General features: G+C 37.0%; 12 protein-coding genes, 1 pseudogene and 1 riboswitch. Of the genes and pseudogenes, 7 read left to right on the forward strand and 6 right to left on the reverse strand.

What is annotated here, in order from left to right; all coding sequences use genetic code 11:
- Positions 1-26: 26 nt before the first annotated feature.
- Positions 27-202: riboswitch (Lysine riboswitch) on the reverse strand.
- A 199-nt stretch (positions 203-401) separates the two neighbouring features.
- Positions 402-1,292, forward strand: a pseudogene (gene dapA, locus EL259_RS05110) (4-hydroxy-tetrahydrodipicolinate synthase); the annotation flags it as partial.
- Positions 1,293-1,434: 142 nt separating this feature from the next.
- Here the strand turns inward: dapA and EL259_RS05115 are convergent.
- Positions 1,435-2,748 carry a phosphatidylserine decarboxylase family protein gene (locus EL259_RS05115; protein WP_126599604.1) on the reverse strand — a complete coding sequence of 438 codons (1,314 nt, stop codon included), beginning with the start codon at positions 2,746-2,748 and terminating at the stop codon, positions 1,435-1,437.
- A gap of 186 nt (positions 2,749-2,934) precedes the next feature.
- Positions 2,935-4,368 carry a basic amino acid/polyamine antiporter gene (locus EL259_RS05120; RefSeq protein WP_126599606.1) on the reverse strand — a complete coding sequence of 478 codons (1,434 nt, stop codon included), beginning with the start codon at positions 4,366-4,368 and terminating at the stop codon, positions 2,935-2,937.
- Between the two features lie 533 nt (positions 4,369-4,901).
- On the opposite strand from EL259_RS05120, the gene EL259_RS05125 reads away from it, so the two are divergent.
- The 4 genes from EL259_RS05125 (at position 4,902) to holA (ending at position 10,010) form a co-directional block, all read left to right on the forward strand.
- On the forward strand, positions 4,902-5,576 hold the full coding sequence (locus EL259_RS05125) for a YggS family pyridoxal phosphate-dependent enzyme (RefSeq protein ID WP_126599608.1): 675 nt from the start codon (positions 4,902-4,904) through the stop codon (positions 5,574-5,576).
- A gap of 177 nt (positions 5,577-5,753) precedes the next feature.
- Positions 5,754-8,336 carry a leucine--tRNA ligase gene (leuS, locus tag EL259_RS05130; protein ID WP_126599610.1) on the forward strand — a complete coding sequence of 861 codons (2,583 nt, stop codon included), beginning with the start codon at positions 5,754-5,756 and terminating at the stop codon, positions 8,334-8,336.
- Positions 8,337-8,437: 101 nt separating this feature from the next.
- Complete coding sequence (locus EL259_RS05135; protein ID WP_126599612.1) at positions 8,438-8,968, forward strand: LPS-assembly lipoprotein LptE; 531 nt, start codon at positions 8,438-8,440, stop codon at positions 8,966-8,968.
- 1 nt (position 8,969) lies between these two features.
- Positions 8,970-10,010, forward strand: a complete 1,041-nt coding sequence (gene holA / locus EL259_RS05140) for a DNA polymerase III subunit delta (RefSeq protein ID WP_126599614.1) — start codon at positions 8,970-8,972, stop codon at positions 10,008-10,010.
- 76 nt (positions 10,011-10,086) lie between these two features.
- Here the strand turns inward: holA and EL259_RS05145 are convergent, their stop codons facing one another.
- The 3 genes from EL259_RS05145 to trmA all read right to left on the reverse strand — a co-directional run bounded on the left by EL259_RS05145 (position 10,087) and on the right by trmA (position 12,759).
- Positions 10,087-10,797 carry an SIMPL domain-containing protein gene (locus EL259_RS05145; protein ID WP_126599615.1) on the reverse strand — a complete coding sequence of 237 codons (711 nt, stop codon included), beginning with the start codon at positions 10,795-10,797 and terminating at the stop codon, positions 10,087-10,089.
- Positions 10,798-10,918: 121 nt separating this feature from the next.
- A complete protein-coding gene (locus EL259_RS05150; RefSeq protein WP_126599617.1) occupies positions 10,919-11,686 on the reverse strand; it encodes a class I SAM-dependent methyltransferase in 768 nt (255 codons plus the stop codon).
- Positions 11,665-12,759: a tRNA (uridine(54)-C5)-methyltransferase TrmA gene (trmA, locus tag EL259_RS05155; protein ID WP_126599620.1), complete on the reverse strand. Its 1,095-nt coding sequence runs from the start codon at positions 12,757-12,759 to the stop codon at positions 11,665-11,667. Before trmA ends, EL259_RS05150 begins: the two co-directional genes overlap by 22 nt.
- Positions 12,760-13,030: 271 nt before the next feature.
- Between trmA and EL259_RS05160 the strand changes: the two genes are divergently transcribed.
- Complete coding sequence (locus tag EL259_RS05160; RefSeq protein ID WP_126599622.1) at positions 13,031-14,353, forward strand: anaerobic C4-dicarboxylate transporter; 1,323 nt, start codon at positions 13,031-13,033, stop codon at positions 14,351-14,353.
- Between the two features lie 238 nt (positions 14,354-14,591).
- Here the strand turns inward: EL259_RS05160 and EL259_RS05165 are convergent, their stop codons facing one another.
- Positions 14,592-15,656 (reverse strand): extracellular solute-binding protein, encoded by a 1,065-nt coding sequence (locus tag EL259_RS05165; protein ID WP_172594222.1) that lies wholly within the window; start codon positions 15,654-15,656, stop codon positions 14,592-14,594.
- A 189-nt stretch (positions 15,657-15,845) separates the two neighbouring features.
- On the opposite strand from EL259_RS05165, the gene EL259_RS05170 reads away from it, so the two are divergent.
- Entirely contained in the window at positions 15,846-17,141 is a 1,296-nt protein-coding gene (locus tag EL259_RS05170; RefSeq protein WP_126599624.1) for an NAD(P)/FAD-dependent oxidoreductase, read from the forward strand.
- Positions 17,142-17,254 lie beyond the last annotated feature (113 nt).

A 17,254-nucleotide genomic window follows, 5' to 3' on the forward strand; every position in this document is an offset into this window, starting at 1 on the left:
AAAAAGGGCAAGAGATTAAATCTTACCTAATCAGTAGCGCTCCATAGTTGTATGTAGACTATGACAGTGACAGACCTTTCGGTGATGCCCCCAACCATTTGGAATGACTTCCAAATAATCTCGGCGATTGTTCCTTTTACTTCTCGTCAACGTTATCCACTCTTAAAAATTACTAATAACAATCGCAACCTCTACAGATGTAGCCGAGAAGATTACACTAAAAAAAAATAACTGCAATAAGAAAGGCTTTCAGAATGCTTAAAAATTAGTATTTCTGACTAATATTTTTTTATTTCAGAATAAATTCTGAATTTTGTAAAAATTAATTGCAAAAAATAAAGATTTTGCGATCCTAATTCAATCCTGTTCTTAATCATAAAAAATACTTTGAAGGAGCATTTATGAATACAAAATTACCTTTATTTTATGGTAGTTTGACGGCAATCATTACACCAATGAATACGAATGGTGAGATTGATTTTGTAACATTAAAATCGCTTGTGGAATATCACATCAATTCTGGCACACATGGGATTGTCGTGATGGGGACGACAGGTGAAGCAGCAACAATGACGGACGATGAATATTTGAATGTAATTAAAAAAGTCGTTGAATATGTTGCAAAACGAATACCAGTCATAGCGGGTGCAGGTAAAAACTCTACACGTGCAGCTATAGAGGTAACACGTAAACTTGAAAATGTTGGTATTGATGCATGTTTAACTGTAACGCCATATTATAATAAACCAACGCAAGAAGGGATGTATCAACATTTTAGAGCAATTGCTGAAAGTAGTAAGCTGCCACAGATTTTATATAATGTACCAGGACGGACAGGGGTTGATTTATTACCTGAGACAGTAGGTCGTTTGTCAAAAATAGATAATATTATTGGAATTAAAGAGGCGACAGGTGATGTAAGTAGAGTTCAAAAAATTAAAGCATTAGCAGGTGAAGATTTCATCGTATTAAGTGGTGATGATGCAACAGGCTTGGAAAGTATTAAAAATGGTGCGCAAGGTGTTATTTCTGTAACGAATAATATTGCTGCTTCTGAAATGGCACAAATGTGTGAATTGGCGTTATCTGGTGCAATAGATGATGCGGATAAAATTAACCAAAAACTAATGCCTTTGCACGAGAATTTATTTGTCGAAAGTAATCCTATTCCAGTTAAATGGGCTGCTTATGAAATTGGATTGATTGCGTCCCCTACATTGCGTCTTCCTCTTACTTGTCTATCGGAACATGGACAAGTTATTATGAAAAAATCCTTGTCCGAGAGTGGGATTCGGAGTGTCCACAAAGCGAATGGTGTACTTGGAAAATTAAGATTATTCTTTAAAAAGTTTAGTGGGCGTGTATAACATCATAGAATTATAAACTGCCAATGATATATTATCGTTGGCAGCTTCTATTATTTTCAGCTAACAATTATGCAGATGTTGTTTTCTTTTTCACTGTTGCAATTTTAGAACAAACAGGAATATTTACTGCTTCTAAGTTAGGTTTTTGACCATGGAGATCAAATTCGACTTCGACTTGAGGTTGGAAAACAAGAATATGGGTTGAACCACCAAAATGGAACATACCAATTTCTTGACCTTTCGTTACATGATCCCCTTCTTTGACTTCCAATTGACAGGTAGATACTTCACCCATACCGATCGGGATTACCGCAACCAAACCAATATCTGGATCATCTGCCTTAATAACAACAATAGCACGAGGTGATGTTTCAGCAAGATAGGCTTCGGACCAATCTGGGCTAGCTGGATCTTTATCTTTACCAGCAATTAAACCTTCAGAATAGCTTGCTTGATAATACATACCTGGAACAATATAGGCTTTGGTCACTGTTCCAGTGATTGGTGCATGCCAACGGTGATAACTAAGGGCAGAAAGATAAGCTTGATAAATAGTACCACCTACAAATTGATCGGTAAGTTCTTCATCATCAAAAATATCCGCCATAGAGTAAGGTTGACCTTTAACCCAATAAGGGGCGTGTTTTTTTACATTTGTTGCGATTTCATAAGGTGCGGACTCACAAGCGTTTGCAATTACTTTAGAATCGTCTGGAGCTGCGATAGGGCGAACGTCTTTGTTGAATAGGCGAGTAAAGAAATCATCCCATGAGGTGAAACCAAATTTTTCTTCAACCTTATCGCTTTTGCATTGGAATAGTTCAGTAAAACTTGTTCCATAGGCAGATTTATTCATTTCTTCAATTGCAGATGGACATAACCATCCCGTAGGTGAAGTATTTAATGCACACGCTGATGCGGGCGACATAAGATATTGTCCCCAATAATCTAAAATAGCACGGAAAGCATCATTAACTTCAGCATTTAAGAAAAATTCTTCGCCTGCTTTTGTACCCATAGCCCAGTTAAATAAAGCATTGATAGGACAACCAATTAACCCATTATCATAATATGCTGGTGGGCGTTGGATGATTAAATTAATGAGCTTATACATTTGATCCAAATTATGGATTGCAGGATAACCGAACGCATCAATAGCATATTCAGGGGTATTTGGAACTTCAGCAAATGCCTCTTCTAATAATTTCTTTAGATGAGGTTTAGCGTCCAAAAGATCTTTAAAAAGTTGAACGGGTGGGAGAAGCGTGCGATTCTCATTCGCCGTTTCTGCTTCTTTGGTAATATTTTTTAACCAATTATTTAAGACTTGATCATCTTTCGGTAACCATTTACCTACACGAAAGTTTTTTACAATTGCCATAAGCATTCTCCTATAAAAGCACATGTGATGTGTCTTTGTTTTTTGCTATTTGATCTTGAAAGATGTATTAGCAGCCTGTAAAAGGAGGGGCGTTATCTAAGATAAACCGCCTCTCAAGTTTTTCTTCAAAAGAGAATATTCATCCAATAGGACCTAAATACTTAATATTATTAATTAGTTATACATTTATAATACGATGATACCTGTGTAGAGTAAGTAAATACTAAGTATTGCTAATGCAATCATAATGAATGCAAGAATAGCATCTACTTTAGTAAAAATTTGATTGAATTTTTTACCCTCTTCACGACCAGCAAGCCAAAATGGCACAATACCTACTGCATATAATGGTGTTGCTGCTAATAGATAAGCTAAGTTAGCAGAATAAAGTAACCAACAGCAGTAAATAGTGGCTGAGATTCCTGTAAATAAAGCGATATAGCGTTGTTTTTTATTATTAATAAAAAGTTTTTTCTGCTGAGCTTGTTGCCATAGATACATGGCACTTAGCAAGTAGCATGGAAGGATAATGACACTAGTAATATTGATACTTGCTAAATAGACATTTTTAGCGAGTAGGGCTACGCCCATAAAAATTGACATAACAATACTAGAAATCCATAAAGAACCTGCAGGCACACCTTTATCATTTTCTGTTGAAAATACTTTTGGAAGCGTACCACCTTTAGCTGCGGCAAATGGAAGTTGAGCCATCAAAATTGTCCAAGCTACCCAAGCACCACCAACTGAAATGAGAACAGAAATTGTAACGAAATCTACGAACCAATTACCAACAAGGGTTTGCAAGATATAACCGGTAGAAGGATCGGTGAGTTTAGCAATTTCTGGTTGTGCCATAATTCCGTATGGGAGAATGGATAAAACGACATAAAGTCCAAGGGCAATCAAAAATCCAACGACAGTGGCAGGACCAATTTGTTTTGGATTTTGTGCATGGTTAGAAATTACTACTGCCCCTTCAATCCCGATAAAACACCATAAAGTAACCAGCATTGGTGCTTTAATTTGTTCCCAAATTGGACCTAAGTGTAATTGTTTACCCCAGAAGTCAACATGGAACCAATCAATATGCGTAACAATAATCATTGCCACGATAATACCGATTAACGCAATAAATTTAATAATAACTGTGATGGTATTGATTGCTGCAGCTTGCTTGATACCAGCAAGGACAAGAAAATTGTAGAACCAAATAAAGGCGAGCCCAAGGACAAAGGTTGGCCAACTGTGTTTAAGAAAAATAGGGAAATAGTGACCGAGCGAATCGTTAACCATTATTGCAAAAGCAACGTTTCCCGCAATGCAAGCTAACCAATATCCCCACGCCGAGTTGAAACCAATATATCGACCAAATCCTTGACGTGCATAGGCAAAAATACCGATTGCCAGGTCAGGTCGCTCATCAGACAATATTTTAAATGTCCATGCTAATGCGAACATACCAATTGCCGTAATAAGCCATGCAATGAGAACTGGCCCTAATGCAGATTGGGCTGCCATATTTTGTGGAATATCAAATATTCCTCCGCCGACAATAGATCCAAAAACCATTGATGCTAAGCCTAAGAAACCTATTTTTTTCACTGTCGAGGTTGCCATGTTTATCCTCCAAAATTTATTAAAAACTATTAAATTTAAGTGTTACGTAATTCAAAAAACTACGTTTAAAAATAGATCTATATATTTTTCATATACTCAATTGGTTAAATAAGTATCACTTTATATTTATAAAATCAAGTAAATTTAGGAATAAAAGATATTTATTTATAGTGATTGTAATCATATTATATATTTGTATATTTCGATTAATAAAACCTATTAAAAATAATTAATATAACTATTTATAATTATTTTTAATTGTTAACTATTTATCATCATTATTATTCTGTTTATATATAAATTCTTTATTTATTATCGTTATATTTTATTAAATATTAAATATATGTATAAAAAAGACAATAAATTAAAAATAACTGACGGATTGTGAAATATATTTATAAATTTTTATTTGTAAAAACAGTGGAATATGCCCAAAAAATTGAGTAAAACGATATTGTATTTTTTCTTAAAAAAAATGAGCTATAATTTGTTTCCAGTATGTAAGATATCAACTTTTAAGTGGAGGAAGCTGTATGACAATACAACAAAATCTTTTGAAGATCCGTCAGGAAATTAAGGATTATAGTTCTGGAAAAAATGTACACCTTCTTGCGGTAAGTAAATTTAAACCAACAAGCGATATTGAAGCAGCTTACGAAGCAGGTCAGCATGCATTTGGAGAGAATTACGTCCAAGAAGGTGTTGAAAAAATTCAATATTTCCGTGATAAAGGAATACAGCTTGAATGGCACTTTATTGGTCCATTGCAATCTAATAAGACCCGCTTAGTGGCTGAAAATTTTGATTGGTGTCAGACAATTGATAGATTGAAAATAGCACAAAGATTAAGTGAACAAAGACCAATGACTCAAAAGCCACTTAATGTACTGATTCAAATTAATATTAGTGACGAGGCAAGTAAATCGGGTATAAAGCCACAGGAGATGCTCAATCTTGCCCAAGAAATTGTGCAGCTACCGAACTTATGTTTGCGTGGTTTAATGGCGATTCCAGCTGCTACAGAAGATATTGATATGCAACGAACAGTATTTAAGAAAATGGAAAAATTATTTGCTGAGCTTAAAAATAGTTTTCCCCAACAAAATATTGACACCCTTTCAATGGGAATGTCAGGCGATATGAAAATAGCGATTGAATGCGGATCGACAATGGTGCGTATTGGTACGGCTATTTTTGGTGCACGTTAATTCTAAAAATTACGCCCCAATTTTCGTAAAAATTTTTACGAAAATTGGGGCGTGAATAAATCTGCGTATTTCATCGGCATTCTCTAGGATTTTCGGCTATTTTACGCTATTCTATACGTTATTTTTTATCGTTAAATCGCGACTCCCTGCGATTTTTTATTGAAGGTTAAAATTTTTATGCAAGAACAATATCGTCCCGAGCTAATTGAGCCCGCTGTACAAACGTTTTGGAGAGAGAACCAAACATTTAAAGCAGTTAAAGACACGACTAAAGAAAAATATTATTGCCTCGCCATGTTTCCGTATCCGTCAGGTCGTTTACACATGGGACATGTGCGTAACTACACGATTGGTGACGTAATTGCACGTTACCAACGTATGCTAGGTAAAAATGTATTACAACCAATGGGTTGGGATGCCTTTGGTCTGCCAGCGGAAGGGGCGGCGATCAAGCATAAAACTGCACCAGCAAAATGGACTTACGAAAATATTGATTACATGCGTAATCAATTAAAAATGTTAGGTTTCGGTTTTGACTGGAGCCGTGAAGTGACAACTTGTCGTCCAGAATATTACAAATGGGAACAATGGTTTTTCACTGAACTTTATCGTAAAGGTTTAATTTATAAAAAAACCTCTACCGTAAACTGGTGCCCAAATGATGAAACCGTACTTGCAAATGAACAAGTGCACGAAGGTTGCTGTTGGCGTTGTGATACCCCGGTAGAACAAAAAGAAATTCCGCAATGGTTTATTAAAATTACTGATTATGCAGATCAATTACTTGGTGGCCTAGATAACTTACCAGAATGGCCTGACATGGTAAAAGCGATGCAACGTAACTGGATTGGTCGCAGTGAAGGGGCGGAAATCACCTTTAAACTTGCTGATAGTGATAAAACATTAACAGTTTATACGACACGCCCAGATACTTTCTATGGCGTATCTTATGTATCTATCGCAGCGGGTCATCCACTTGCAGAAGAGGCAGCAAAAAATAATCCAGAACTTCAAGCTTTCATCCATGAATGTAAAAATACCAAAGTTGCAGAAGCTGAATTAGCAACGATGGAGAAAAAAGGCATGCCGACAGGCTTCTATGTTGAGCATCCGTTTACTGGTAAACGTGTACCAGTTTGGGTCGCTAACTTCGTATTAATGGATTATGGTACAGGCGCAGTAATGGCAGTACCTGCGCATGATCAACGTGATTATGAATTTGCGAAAAAATACGGCTTAGAGATTAATCCTGTTATTCGTCCATTAGATGGTAGTGAATTGGATATTTCTGAAAAAGCTTATACTGAGCATGGTTTGCTCATCCATTCTGCAGAGTTTGATGGATTAAACTTTGAAGAAGCGTGTGCTGGAATTATTGAAAAATTAGAAAAAATGCACGTTGGTCAACGTCAAGTAAACTTCCGTTTACGTGACTGGGGTGTTTCTCGTCAACGCTACTGGGGTGCGCCAATTCCAATGCTTACCCTTGAAGATGGCAAAGTGGTACCCGCACCATTAGAAGATTTACCGATTATCCTTCCAGAAGATGTGGTAATGGATGGCGTGACTAGCCCTATTAAAGCTGACCCAACTTGGGCAGAAACGACATATCAAGGTCAAAAAGCATTTAAAGAAACGGATACTTTCGATACCTTTATGGAAAGTAGCTGGTACTATGCACGTTACACCAGCCCACAATGCCATACAGCAATGTTAGACAAAGAAGAAGCGAATTATTGGTTGCCAGTTGACCAATATATCGGTGGTATTGAGCATGCAACAATGCATTTATTATATTTCCGTTTCTTCCATAAATTATTGCGTGATGCAGGTTTTGTTACTTCTGACGAGCCAGCGAAAAAATTACTTTGCCAAGGGATGGTATTAGCGGATGCCTTCTATTATACCAGCCCAACTAATGAACGCATTTGGGTATCTCCAACTGAAGTATTATTAGAGCGTGATGAAAAAGGTCGTATCATTAAAGCTGTAGATCGTGAGGGGCGTGAGCTTGTACATAGCGGTATGACCAAAATGTCTAAATCTAAAAATAACGGTATTGATCCACAAGAAATGGTGGAAAAATATGGTGCCGATACTGTGCGTTTATTTATGATGTTTGCAGCACCTGCAGAAATGACATTGGAATGGCAAGAATCAGGTGTAGAAGGGGCTAACCGTTTCCTACGTCGTTTATGGAATCTAGCCGCAACTTACCAAAAAGATCCAGCCACTGTTGCTCTTGATCCAGCTGCTCTTAATGCAGATCAAAAAGCATTACGTCGTGATCTCCATAAAACTATCGCTAAAGTAACGGATGATATTGGTCGCCGCCAAACATTCAATACTGCAATTGCTGCGGTGATGGAATTAATGAATAAACTTACCAAAGCACCATTGGAAAGTGATCAAGATAAAGCCGTAATGGGCGAAGCATTAAATGCCGTTGTGCGTATGCTTTCACCAATTACGCCACATATCTGTTTCAAACTTTGGCAAGAACTTGGTAACGAAGGTACCGTTGATTTTGCACCATGGGTTGAGGCAGATGAAAAAGCCATGATCGATGATGAGAAGATCATTGTTGTGCAAGTAAATGGTAAAGTACGTGCGAAATTGACTGTACCAGCCGATATGGAAGAAGATGCGATTAAAGCCCTTGCATTAGATGATGCAAACGTACAAAAATTCTTGGAAGGATTGAATGTACTGAAAGTCATTTTTGTAAAAGGTAAATTAATTAGCATCGTTGCTAAATAAGGCTGTATTCAATAAAACTGTTAAGGGTAGTGAGTGATCGCTACCCTTATAAAATTATCTGATTTAGGGTTATTAACCGAGCATATTAACGAGAGAAATTTATGCGAAATAAAGTCAAAATTGCCCTTCTTGGTATTTTTCTTTCTGTACTAAGTGCGTGTGGCTTTCAATTTAAAACTGGTGAAATGTTACCGCCAGAATTGCGTACGATGAAATTTGAAACAGGTGATAAGTATTCGGACATGGCTCGAATTATGCGCCAAACATTACGTTTAAATGCGATTCAGCTTGTTGATAAGAATACAAAAGATGTACCAACATTCTATCTTGATGGCATGACAGAGAGTAGTGATGTTTCAGCGCTTTTCGCAACAGGGAAAGAAGCTGAACAATTGTTAGTTGTGAAAGCAAATGCACGTATTATTATGCCAAATGGTGAAAGTTATCCACTTTCAACACAAGTTGTACATAATTTCTTTGATAGTCCACAAGAAGCGTTAGCAAAAACCACTCAAAAAGATGTGCTTTGGAAGCAAATGCAACGACAAGCAGCGGAACAATTAATTAATCGTTTAATGGCATTAAAAGATAAATTAAAACCAAGCCTTGTAGTAAATAAAGTGGAAAAATAGCATGAGAAGAATTGCAAGCGATCAACTCAGCTTTGCATTACAGAAAGGATTACCGCCAGTATGTATTTTGACTGGTAGTGATCCTTTATTGCTGATTGAAGCTGAAGATATGCTTTGCCAGTATGCCTCTGAACAGGGATTCGATGAAAAATATCGTCAAACGATTGAGAATACGACAGATTGGGACAGTATTCTTGAGCGCGTTCAATCTATGGGGCTATTTTTTCAGCGGCAAATTATTTATTTGCAATTACCCGAAAATCTTAATGCGGCAATACAAAATCAATTACAGGTATTGATTGAGCACCTAAATGAAGATTGTTTGTTAATTTTACATTTACCAAAATTTAATAAAAATGTAGAAAAGCAAAAGTGGGTAGTCGCCTTAGAAAAATTTGCTCCACAAAGTTGGTTGGTAAATTGCCAAACACCAACATTAGAGGCACTCCCACAGTGGATTAGTATTCGGGCACGTCAATTAGAATTAGCCTTCGATCAAGAAAGTATCCAATTGCTGTGTTATAACTATGAAGGAAACTTACTGGCATTAAAGCAAGTATTATCGCTTTTAAGTTTACTTTATCCTGCGAGTAAAATTACATTACCACGGGTTCAGCAAGTGATAGAGCAGTCTGCCGTATTTAGTGTTTATCAGTGGGTAGATGCGTTACTTTCAGGAGATGCTCTTCGCGCAAAACAGATTTTATCTGCATTACAACAAGATGATACGCAACCTGTCATTCTGTTAAGAAGTTTGCAACGTGAGATCATGATGCTTTTGCAAATCACGCAGCCTTATTCTACGTTCAATATGGATATGCCACTTGATTTAAGTGGTGCACGGGCTCGTTTTGATGAATTACGTATTTGGCAAAATAGACGGAATTTATTGCTTCAAGCAGCAAAGCGTTTTACATATCGTAGAATTTTTGAAATTATTCAAGAACTTGCTGTCTTAGAACGTGCCGTGAAACAAGACTTTAATCAAAATGTATGGCAAGAATTAACTTTACTAAGTTACCATTTTTGCCAGCCTAATTAGCATAAATTTTTACGAAAAAAGTGGCGTCTTCCATCGGAAACGCCACTTTTTATTTGATTATTTTACCTTCTTCAACTTATTTTAAAATGAGTTGAATTTGCGCATCAATGCTTGCTTTAATGTCGGTGGTTTGGTTACCCATCACAGGTGTGTCACTGTTGCTGCTACGAAGATTTGCTGCGAACATGTATGGAGGGTTATAGCTATCTGACATCGGACTATTAATGTTAATTGAGACTATTTTATAACCTTTAGCACCCATACTTTCAGTGATGAACTCTGCCTTTTTCTTAAATTGAGCAAGCGCTTTTTGAATAAGTTCGTTATCTAATTTAGCAAGTTTTGCTTTTGATACGCCAGATTGCATACCTTGTACCGCCATAGTACCTTTTAGATCCGTTAGGGCTTTTGATAATGCTTCGCTACTATCGCTACGAAGGGTTAAATTCCCATTTACGATCCAGCCATCTTGCTTATCTTTGTCGTTGTAATGAACACGGCTATAAATATCATTATTTTTCACCTGTACATCTTTTTCATTTTTTAACGTAGCAAGGGCTTTTTGTAGGGTTTGGTTAACTTGGGTATTGGCTTTTGCAAGAGTATCGCTTTGCGTTTGCGTGAAAACGGTTGCTTGCCAGTAATTGTGTTTTACTTCCTTGTTAACAGCGGTACGGAAGCTCACAATGTCTAGCATATTGTTGGCAGACATATCATCTGCAGCAAACGTTGCAGAGGCAGAACCCGCAGCCAGGGCAATCACTAATGCAGTTTTTAACATTTTCATTTCTATTCTCCTTTTAGAAAAATTAGGATGCTCATTTCTTTTGTCAGCGAAAATACGGGAAAATTCCCTAAAGCAGAAATCTCTGCTCTTATCGGTTTAAAAATAAGCAAAATTGACCTAATTATTTTGTTACATAGATATCAAAACGATGGTTCTTAGTTTCCCGAGAAACGGTTGGACGTTGCGCATTAATATAAGGAGCATAATCTGGACGTTTAACCACAACCCGAGATTTTGCTAAATTAAGCGCAGGGTCCAATAATTCATCGGCATCTAAATCTGCTCCAACTAAATGTTGGAATACACGCATTTCTTTTTTTACTAATGCACTTTTCTGTTTATGTGGAAACATTGGATCAAGGTAAACCACATCGGCTGAATCTGTAGATGGATCCAATTCCTTAATATGGTGAACAGGAAGAAGTTGCAAATGTTGTTTTAAAAATTCGCCTAATTCTTCATCCAAGTAGGCACGTTGTAGTCCATCTTGTAAGAGTAACCACACGACTGGATGACGTTCAACAAGTCTTACAGGGCAGCCCAATGCGGCAAGTACAAAGGCATCGCGACCTAAACCAGCTGTCGCATCAATGATACTTGGAAGTTCCCCTTTTTTGATGCCCACTGCTTTGGCAATTGCTTCACCACGTCCACCACCGAATTTACGGCGGTGAGCAAGCGTACCATGGATAAAATCAACAAAAATTGCACCGAGTTTGGGTTCATCCAATTTACGCAATTCTAAATGTTCATCGGTTTGCACGAGGGCTAACACGGCCTCTGGATCGTGGATTAATCCTTTGTTTTCGCACAAAGTATAAAAATTTTCACGAATATCGGGGCGTGTTGTTTCGCAAATTAATTGAATCATGCTTTTTTGATGAGCCATACGCCAGTTTCCATGTGATCAGTATAAGGGAATTGATCGAATAAGGCAGCTTTTTCAATACGGTGGGTTTGACAAAGCGTTTCGAGGTTTTCGCACAATGTGTATGGGTTGCAAGAAATGTAAAGGATACGCTCATAACCCTGAACCAATTTTACTGTGTCAGGATCTAAGCCAGCACGAGGCGGATCGACAAAGATCGTATTGCATTCGTAATCTTTAAGATTGATCCCACGTAAACGATTAAATTCACGTACGCCATTCAAGGCTTGGGTAAAGTCTTCGGCAGACATGCGAATGATTTGTAAATTTTCTACATGGTTTGCCGCAATATTAAATTGTGCAGCCTCAACACTTGGTTTTGCTACTTCAGTCGCTAAAACTTTACGGAAATTTTGTGCAAGAGCGATAGAGAAGTTACCGTTTCCGCAATAAAGTTCGAGTAAATCCTGCGTACTATTTTTTGTACAATCTACAGCCCAGCCAAGCATTTTTTGGTTAATTCCTGCATTGGGTTGAGTAAAACTATTTTCTACTTGACGATAAATGTAATCTTGTCCATTCACATTCAATACTTCATCAATATAATCGTGATCGAGGCAAATTTTTTGTTTGCTAGCACGTCCAATAAGCTGTAAATCAAAACCCTGGTTTTGTAATTGTATACGTAGCGCTGTAGCCGCCTTTTCCCATTCTTCATTTAGGGTTTTGTGGTAAAGCAGACTGACAATAATTTTATTACTTTGGGTACTGAGGTAATCAATTTGAAAAAGACGATGGCGTAATACATCATTTTCTTTTAGAAGTGGGATGATTGCCTGCATCATCTTATTAATTAATAAGCTACCTTGAGGAAAACTATCTATACGTTTACGTTGGCGAGTTTGTTGATCAAACATTATATGGAACAAATCGTCACCTTCATGCCAAATGCGAAATTCAGCACGCATTCTAAAATGTTCTGGTGCTGAGGCAAAAATAGTAAGAATAGGGGCGTTGAAGGGGGAAAGTAAGTTTTGAAGTTTCGTTGCTTTTTGCTTGAGAAGCGTATCGTATTGTTCAGTTGGTAATAACATAGGTTGCTTTTATCTGTAAAAATTCGCTCATTCTATCAATTCTCATAATAGAAAAAAAGTAACAGATTAAAAAATAAACAATTGGAAGATATGAATTATTTTAACCCTAATGATTAATAAATTTTATTCAAAAAAATGGCATAATTGTTGCTTAAAATTTTGTAAAAGTTGATTTTTATTACAAAGGAAGGGGGAAATTAGGCTATAATTTTGTACACCTCAATGAGGTATTTTTTATTATTTTTTATAAAGTCATACTTAGGAGAAATTTATGTCATTAATGTTTTATATACAATTTGCCCTGGTGCTATTGTGTATCTTACTGGGAGCCCGAATAGGTGGGATTGGGCTTGGTGTTATGGGGGGCGTTGGGCTCGCGATTCTGTGTTTCGGTTTCCAACTTCAACCTGGTGGATTGCCAATTGACGTAATGTTGATGATTATGGCCGTGGTATCTGCGGCAGCAGCGATGCAAGCTGCGGGTGGTTTGGATTATATGATCCGTATCGCAACTAAAATGCTTCGCAAAAATCCAAAATACATTACCTTTGTAGCGCCTGCTGTAACTTGGTTATTTACCTTTATGGCGGGTACAGGTCACGTAGCTTATTCTGTACTACCAGTTATTGCTGAAGTGAGCCGTCATAACGGTATTCGTCCAGAACGTCCATTATCAATGGCCGTAATCGCTTCCCAATTTGCGATCGTAGCTAGCCCAATTGCAGCAGCGGTTGTAGCGGTTGTAGCTTTCTTAGAACCGCAGGGCATCACATTAGGCAATGTGCTTTGCGTGACCATTCCTGGTACTATTTTAGGTCTTTTCTGTGCGTGTATTTTTGTGAATAAAATGGGGAAAGAATTAAAAGATGACCCTGAATATCAAAAATTACTTAAAGATCCACGTTATGTAGAAGAAAATTTTGATACTAATGATATTAAAGATGAAAAACTTGGTACAAACGCTAAAATTTCATTTTGGTTATTTATTTTAGGTGCGGTATTGGTCGTTTTAATGGGTGCCATTCCAAGTCTTCGTCCATATTTTGATGGAAAACCAATGGGTATGGCAAACAGCATTGAAATTATCATGCTAAGTGTCGCAGCAATTATTATTGGTATTTGTAAGCCAAATGGCAATGCGATTACACAAGGTTCAGTTTTCCATGCAGGTATGCGTGCGGTTATTGCGATTTTTGGTATCGCATGGTTAGGTGATACCTTAATGAAAGCACACCTTCCAGAAGTAAAAGAAGCCGTATCTAGCCTTGTAGAAGTGGCACCATGGGCATTTGCATTTGCACTGTTTATTCTTTCTGTGCTTGTAAATAGCCAAGGTGCAACTGTTGCTACCTTATTCCCAATCGCTATTGCAATTGGTATTCCTGCGCCAATTTTGATTGGGGTGTTTGTTGCAGTAAATGGTTACTTCTTTATTCCAAACTATGGTCCAATTATCGCAAGTATCGACTTTGATACCACGGGTACGACACGCATTGGAAAATATGTGTTTAACCATAGCTTTATGTTACCAGGCTTATTAAGTATGGCGTTTAGTTTAGGCTTCTGCTTGCTATTCGCACACTTATTCCTATAATTTCGATTTATAAATAAGAAAATCCCTGTAGGTGTAAACTTACAGGGATTTTTGTTTATGGATAAAAATTTTATAGAAAAGCGGGGTGTGATGTATTTTTAAATTTATGAGGGAAGTAGGGTGGGAAGATATATTTAAAATAGGAAAAAATAAAAAATTTTTCCGAAAAATTAGGCGTGATTTTTTATCTAAAAAAAACGCCTCATCTAACGAGGCGTTTGTGGTGTTAAGTTATGGGTTACTTATCAAATTGTGCTTTTAATAATTCCCAATATTTTTGGTAGATTGCAACCGCAGGACCTACGTCTGCTTGTACAACCCCTTTTTCAACCTGTGCTTTTGGTGGGAATAGAATTGGGTTGTTAGCAAGTTCAGGTGTTAACAATGCTTTAACACCATTATTTGGCATTGAGAAGCCCATGCGTTCAATCACTTCTTTCGCATTCTCTGGACGAAGTAGGAAGTTAATGAATTTATATGCATTGGCTACGTGTTTCGCGGTTGATGGAATCGCATAGTTATCCATCCAAAGGATAGCCCCTTCTTTTGGATAAATGAATTTGATATCTGGATCTTCTTTGTTTGCAAGATACGCAGAACCATTCCATAACATACCGATATTTACTTCGCCTTGTACGAATGGTACTTCAGGGCTATCAGAGTTAAATACAAGAACGTTAGGCATTAATTTTAATAAACGTTCATACGCCGCTTTAATTTGATCTGGATTGCGAGTATTTGGTGAGTCGCCATCAAGTAATAGAGCAATATGGAATACTTCACGTGCGTCATTTGTTAGCAATACTTGACCTTTGTATTTTGGGTTCCATAGATCAGCCCAACTGGTCACATCTTTAGGGTCGATATAAGCGCTATTTACGCCAATACCAGTTAAACCATAAGTGTAAGGGAGCGAATATTTGTTATTCGGGTCAAAACTTTGGTTTAAAAATTCTTTTGGAATATAGTGGAAATTCGGGATTTTGCTGTGATCGATAGGTTGTAATAAACCTTCAGAAGCCATCTTATCAATGTAGTAACTTGAAGGGAATACAAGATCATAACCTTCGCCATCTTTAGCTAAAAGTTTTAATTTTGCATACATTTCTTCGTTACTCTCAAAAGTAGAGTAGATGACCTTAATGCCAGTTTCTTTAGTGAATTTACTTACAAGATCAGACGGAATATAGTCTGTCCAGTTGTACACGTAAAGATCGTTATCAGCGGCAGACGCATTAACAGCAACTAATGCACACGCTGTGAGCATTAAGGATTTCATGCCTTTTAAAATAAATTTTTTCAATTTTATTTTCTCCTACGCTCAATGGCGATTGTTGAATTTATGTAAAAAAGGTGGAATTTTTTTGTAAATACCACCGTTGTCGCGAAGTATAACAGATCTTTTTTAGATTGCCTCATAAAAAATTGACATATTAATGAAAGGGAGTACCATTTTTTGCCGCTATTTTTTATTAAACCTTGAGAATCATTTATGTTGGAATTTGCAAATAAGGAACATTACCGTTCTTATTATTTTGACACCAAGAATCAAACTATTACTTGTCCCGCTTTGACAAAAGATGCAAGTGCGGATGTATGTGTAGTAGGCGCAGGATTCTTTGGCTTATCAGCTGCATTGGAGTTAGCACAAAAAGGGAAATCCGTTATCGTACTAGAAGGAGCTCGAATTGGTTTTGGGGCTTCGGGGCGAAGTGGTGGACAAGCGATCAATGGTTTTGAAGAAGGCATTGATGAGTATATCAAACATGTGGGTGAAGAAAAGGCACACAAGTTATGGGATATGTCATTGGAAGCCATTGATATCATTGATGAACGGGTTAAAGACTTTAATATTCAATGTGATTGGAAGAAAGGATATGCAACGTTAGCATTAAATAATCGTCGCATGGACGATCTTATTGCGATTGAGAAAGAAAGTCATGAACGTTTTGGCTATCAAAATATGCAATTATGGGATAAAAGCCAATTACAACAACATCTAGGTAGTGATATCTATGTTGGTGGGCTTTTTGATAGTAATTCTGGTCATCTGCATCCACTTAATTATTGTTTAGGCTTAGCAAAAGCATGTCTTGATCTAGGCGTTGTAATTTATGAGCAAACACCTGTCTTAGATATTAAACAACAGCATTTAAGAGCAGAAGTTATTACGGCAAAAGCAAAAGTAACCTGTAAAGATGTGGTTTTAGCAACAAATGCATATATCACTGAATTACCGAAAAGTGTTCATCATGGTATTGCGAATAAAATTTTACCAGTTGAAAGTTGCATTATTGCAACAGAGCCACTTAGCCAAACTGTTGCCGATAGTCTTATCAATAATGGTATGAGCGTTTGCGATAACAATCTTCTTTTAGATTATTATCGATTAAGTGCAGATAATCGTTTGTTATTCGGTAGTGATATTGATGCTAATCAGCCATTAAGTGCGGCAATGCGCAAAGGTATGTTACGCGTATTTCCTCAGTTAGAAGGTGTAAAAGTGGATTATGAATGGAAAGGTCCGATTGATATGACAGTAAATTCAACTCCACATTTTGGTCGTATTGCACCGAATATTTATTTTGCTCATGGTTATTCTGGACACGGCGTGGCCTTAACAGGATTAGCTGGACGAATTGTTTCTGAAGCAATTATGGGAGATGATGAGCGTTTGGCAATTTTTGAGCAATTAAGAGTACCATCTGTTTATGGTGGTAAATTAGTGAAAAAAATTGCAACGGCAATTGGTGTTCGTTACTACCGTTTTTTAGATAAATATCGTTAATTAGTATTGTTGGTTGTGATATTACCTGCAATTAGCATGAAATTGTTATAAACTGATATTGTATATTTTTTTGATATAGAACAATGAATGATTGATTCTAAAGCAGTAGAATG

Origin of the sequence: Actinobacillus delphinicola (assembly GCF_900638385.1) — a bacterium.
In the GTDB taxonomy this organism is placed as follows: domain Bacteria; phylum Pseudomonadota; class Gammaproteobacteria; order Enterobacterales; family Pasteurellaceae; genus Actinobacillus_C; species Actinobacillus_C delphinicola.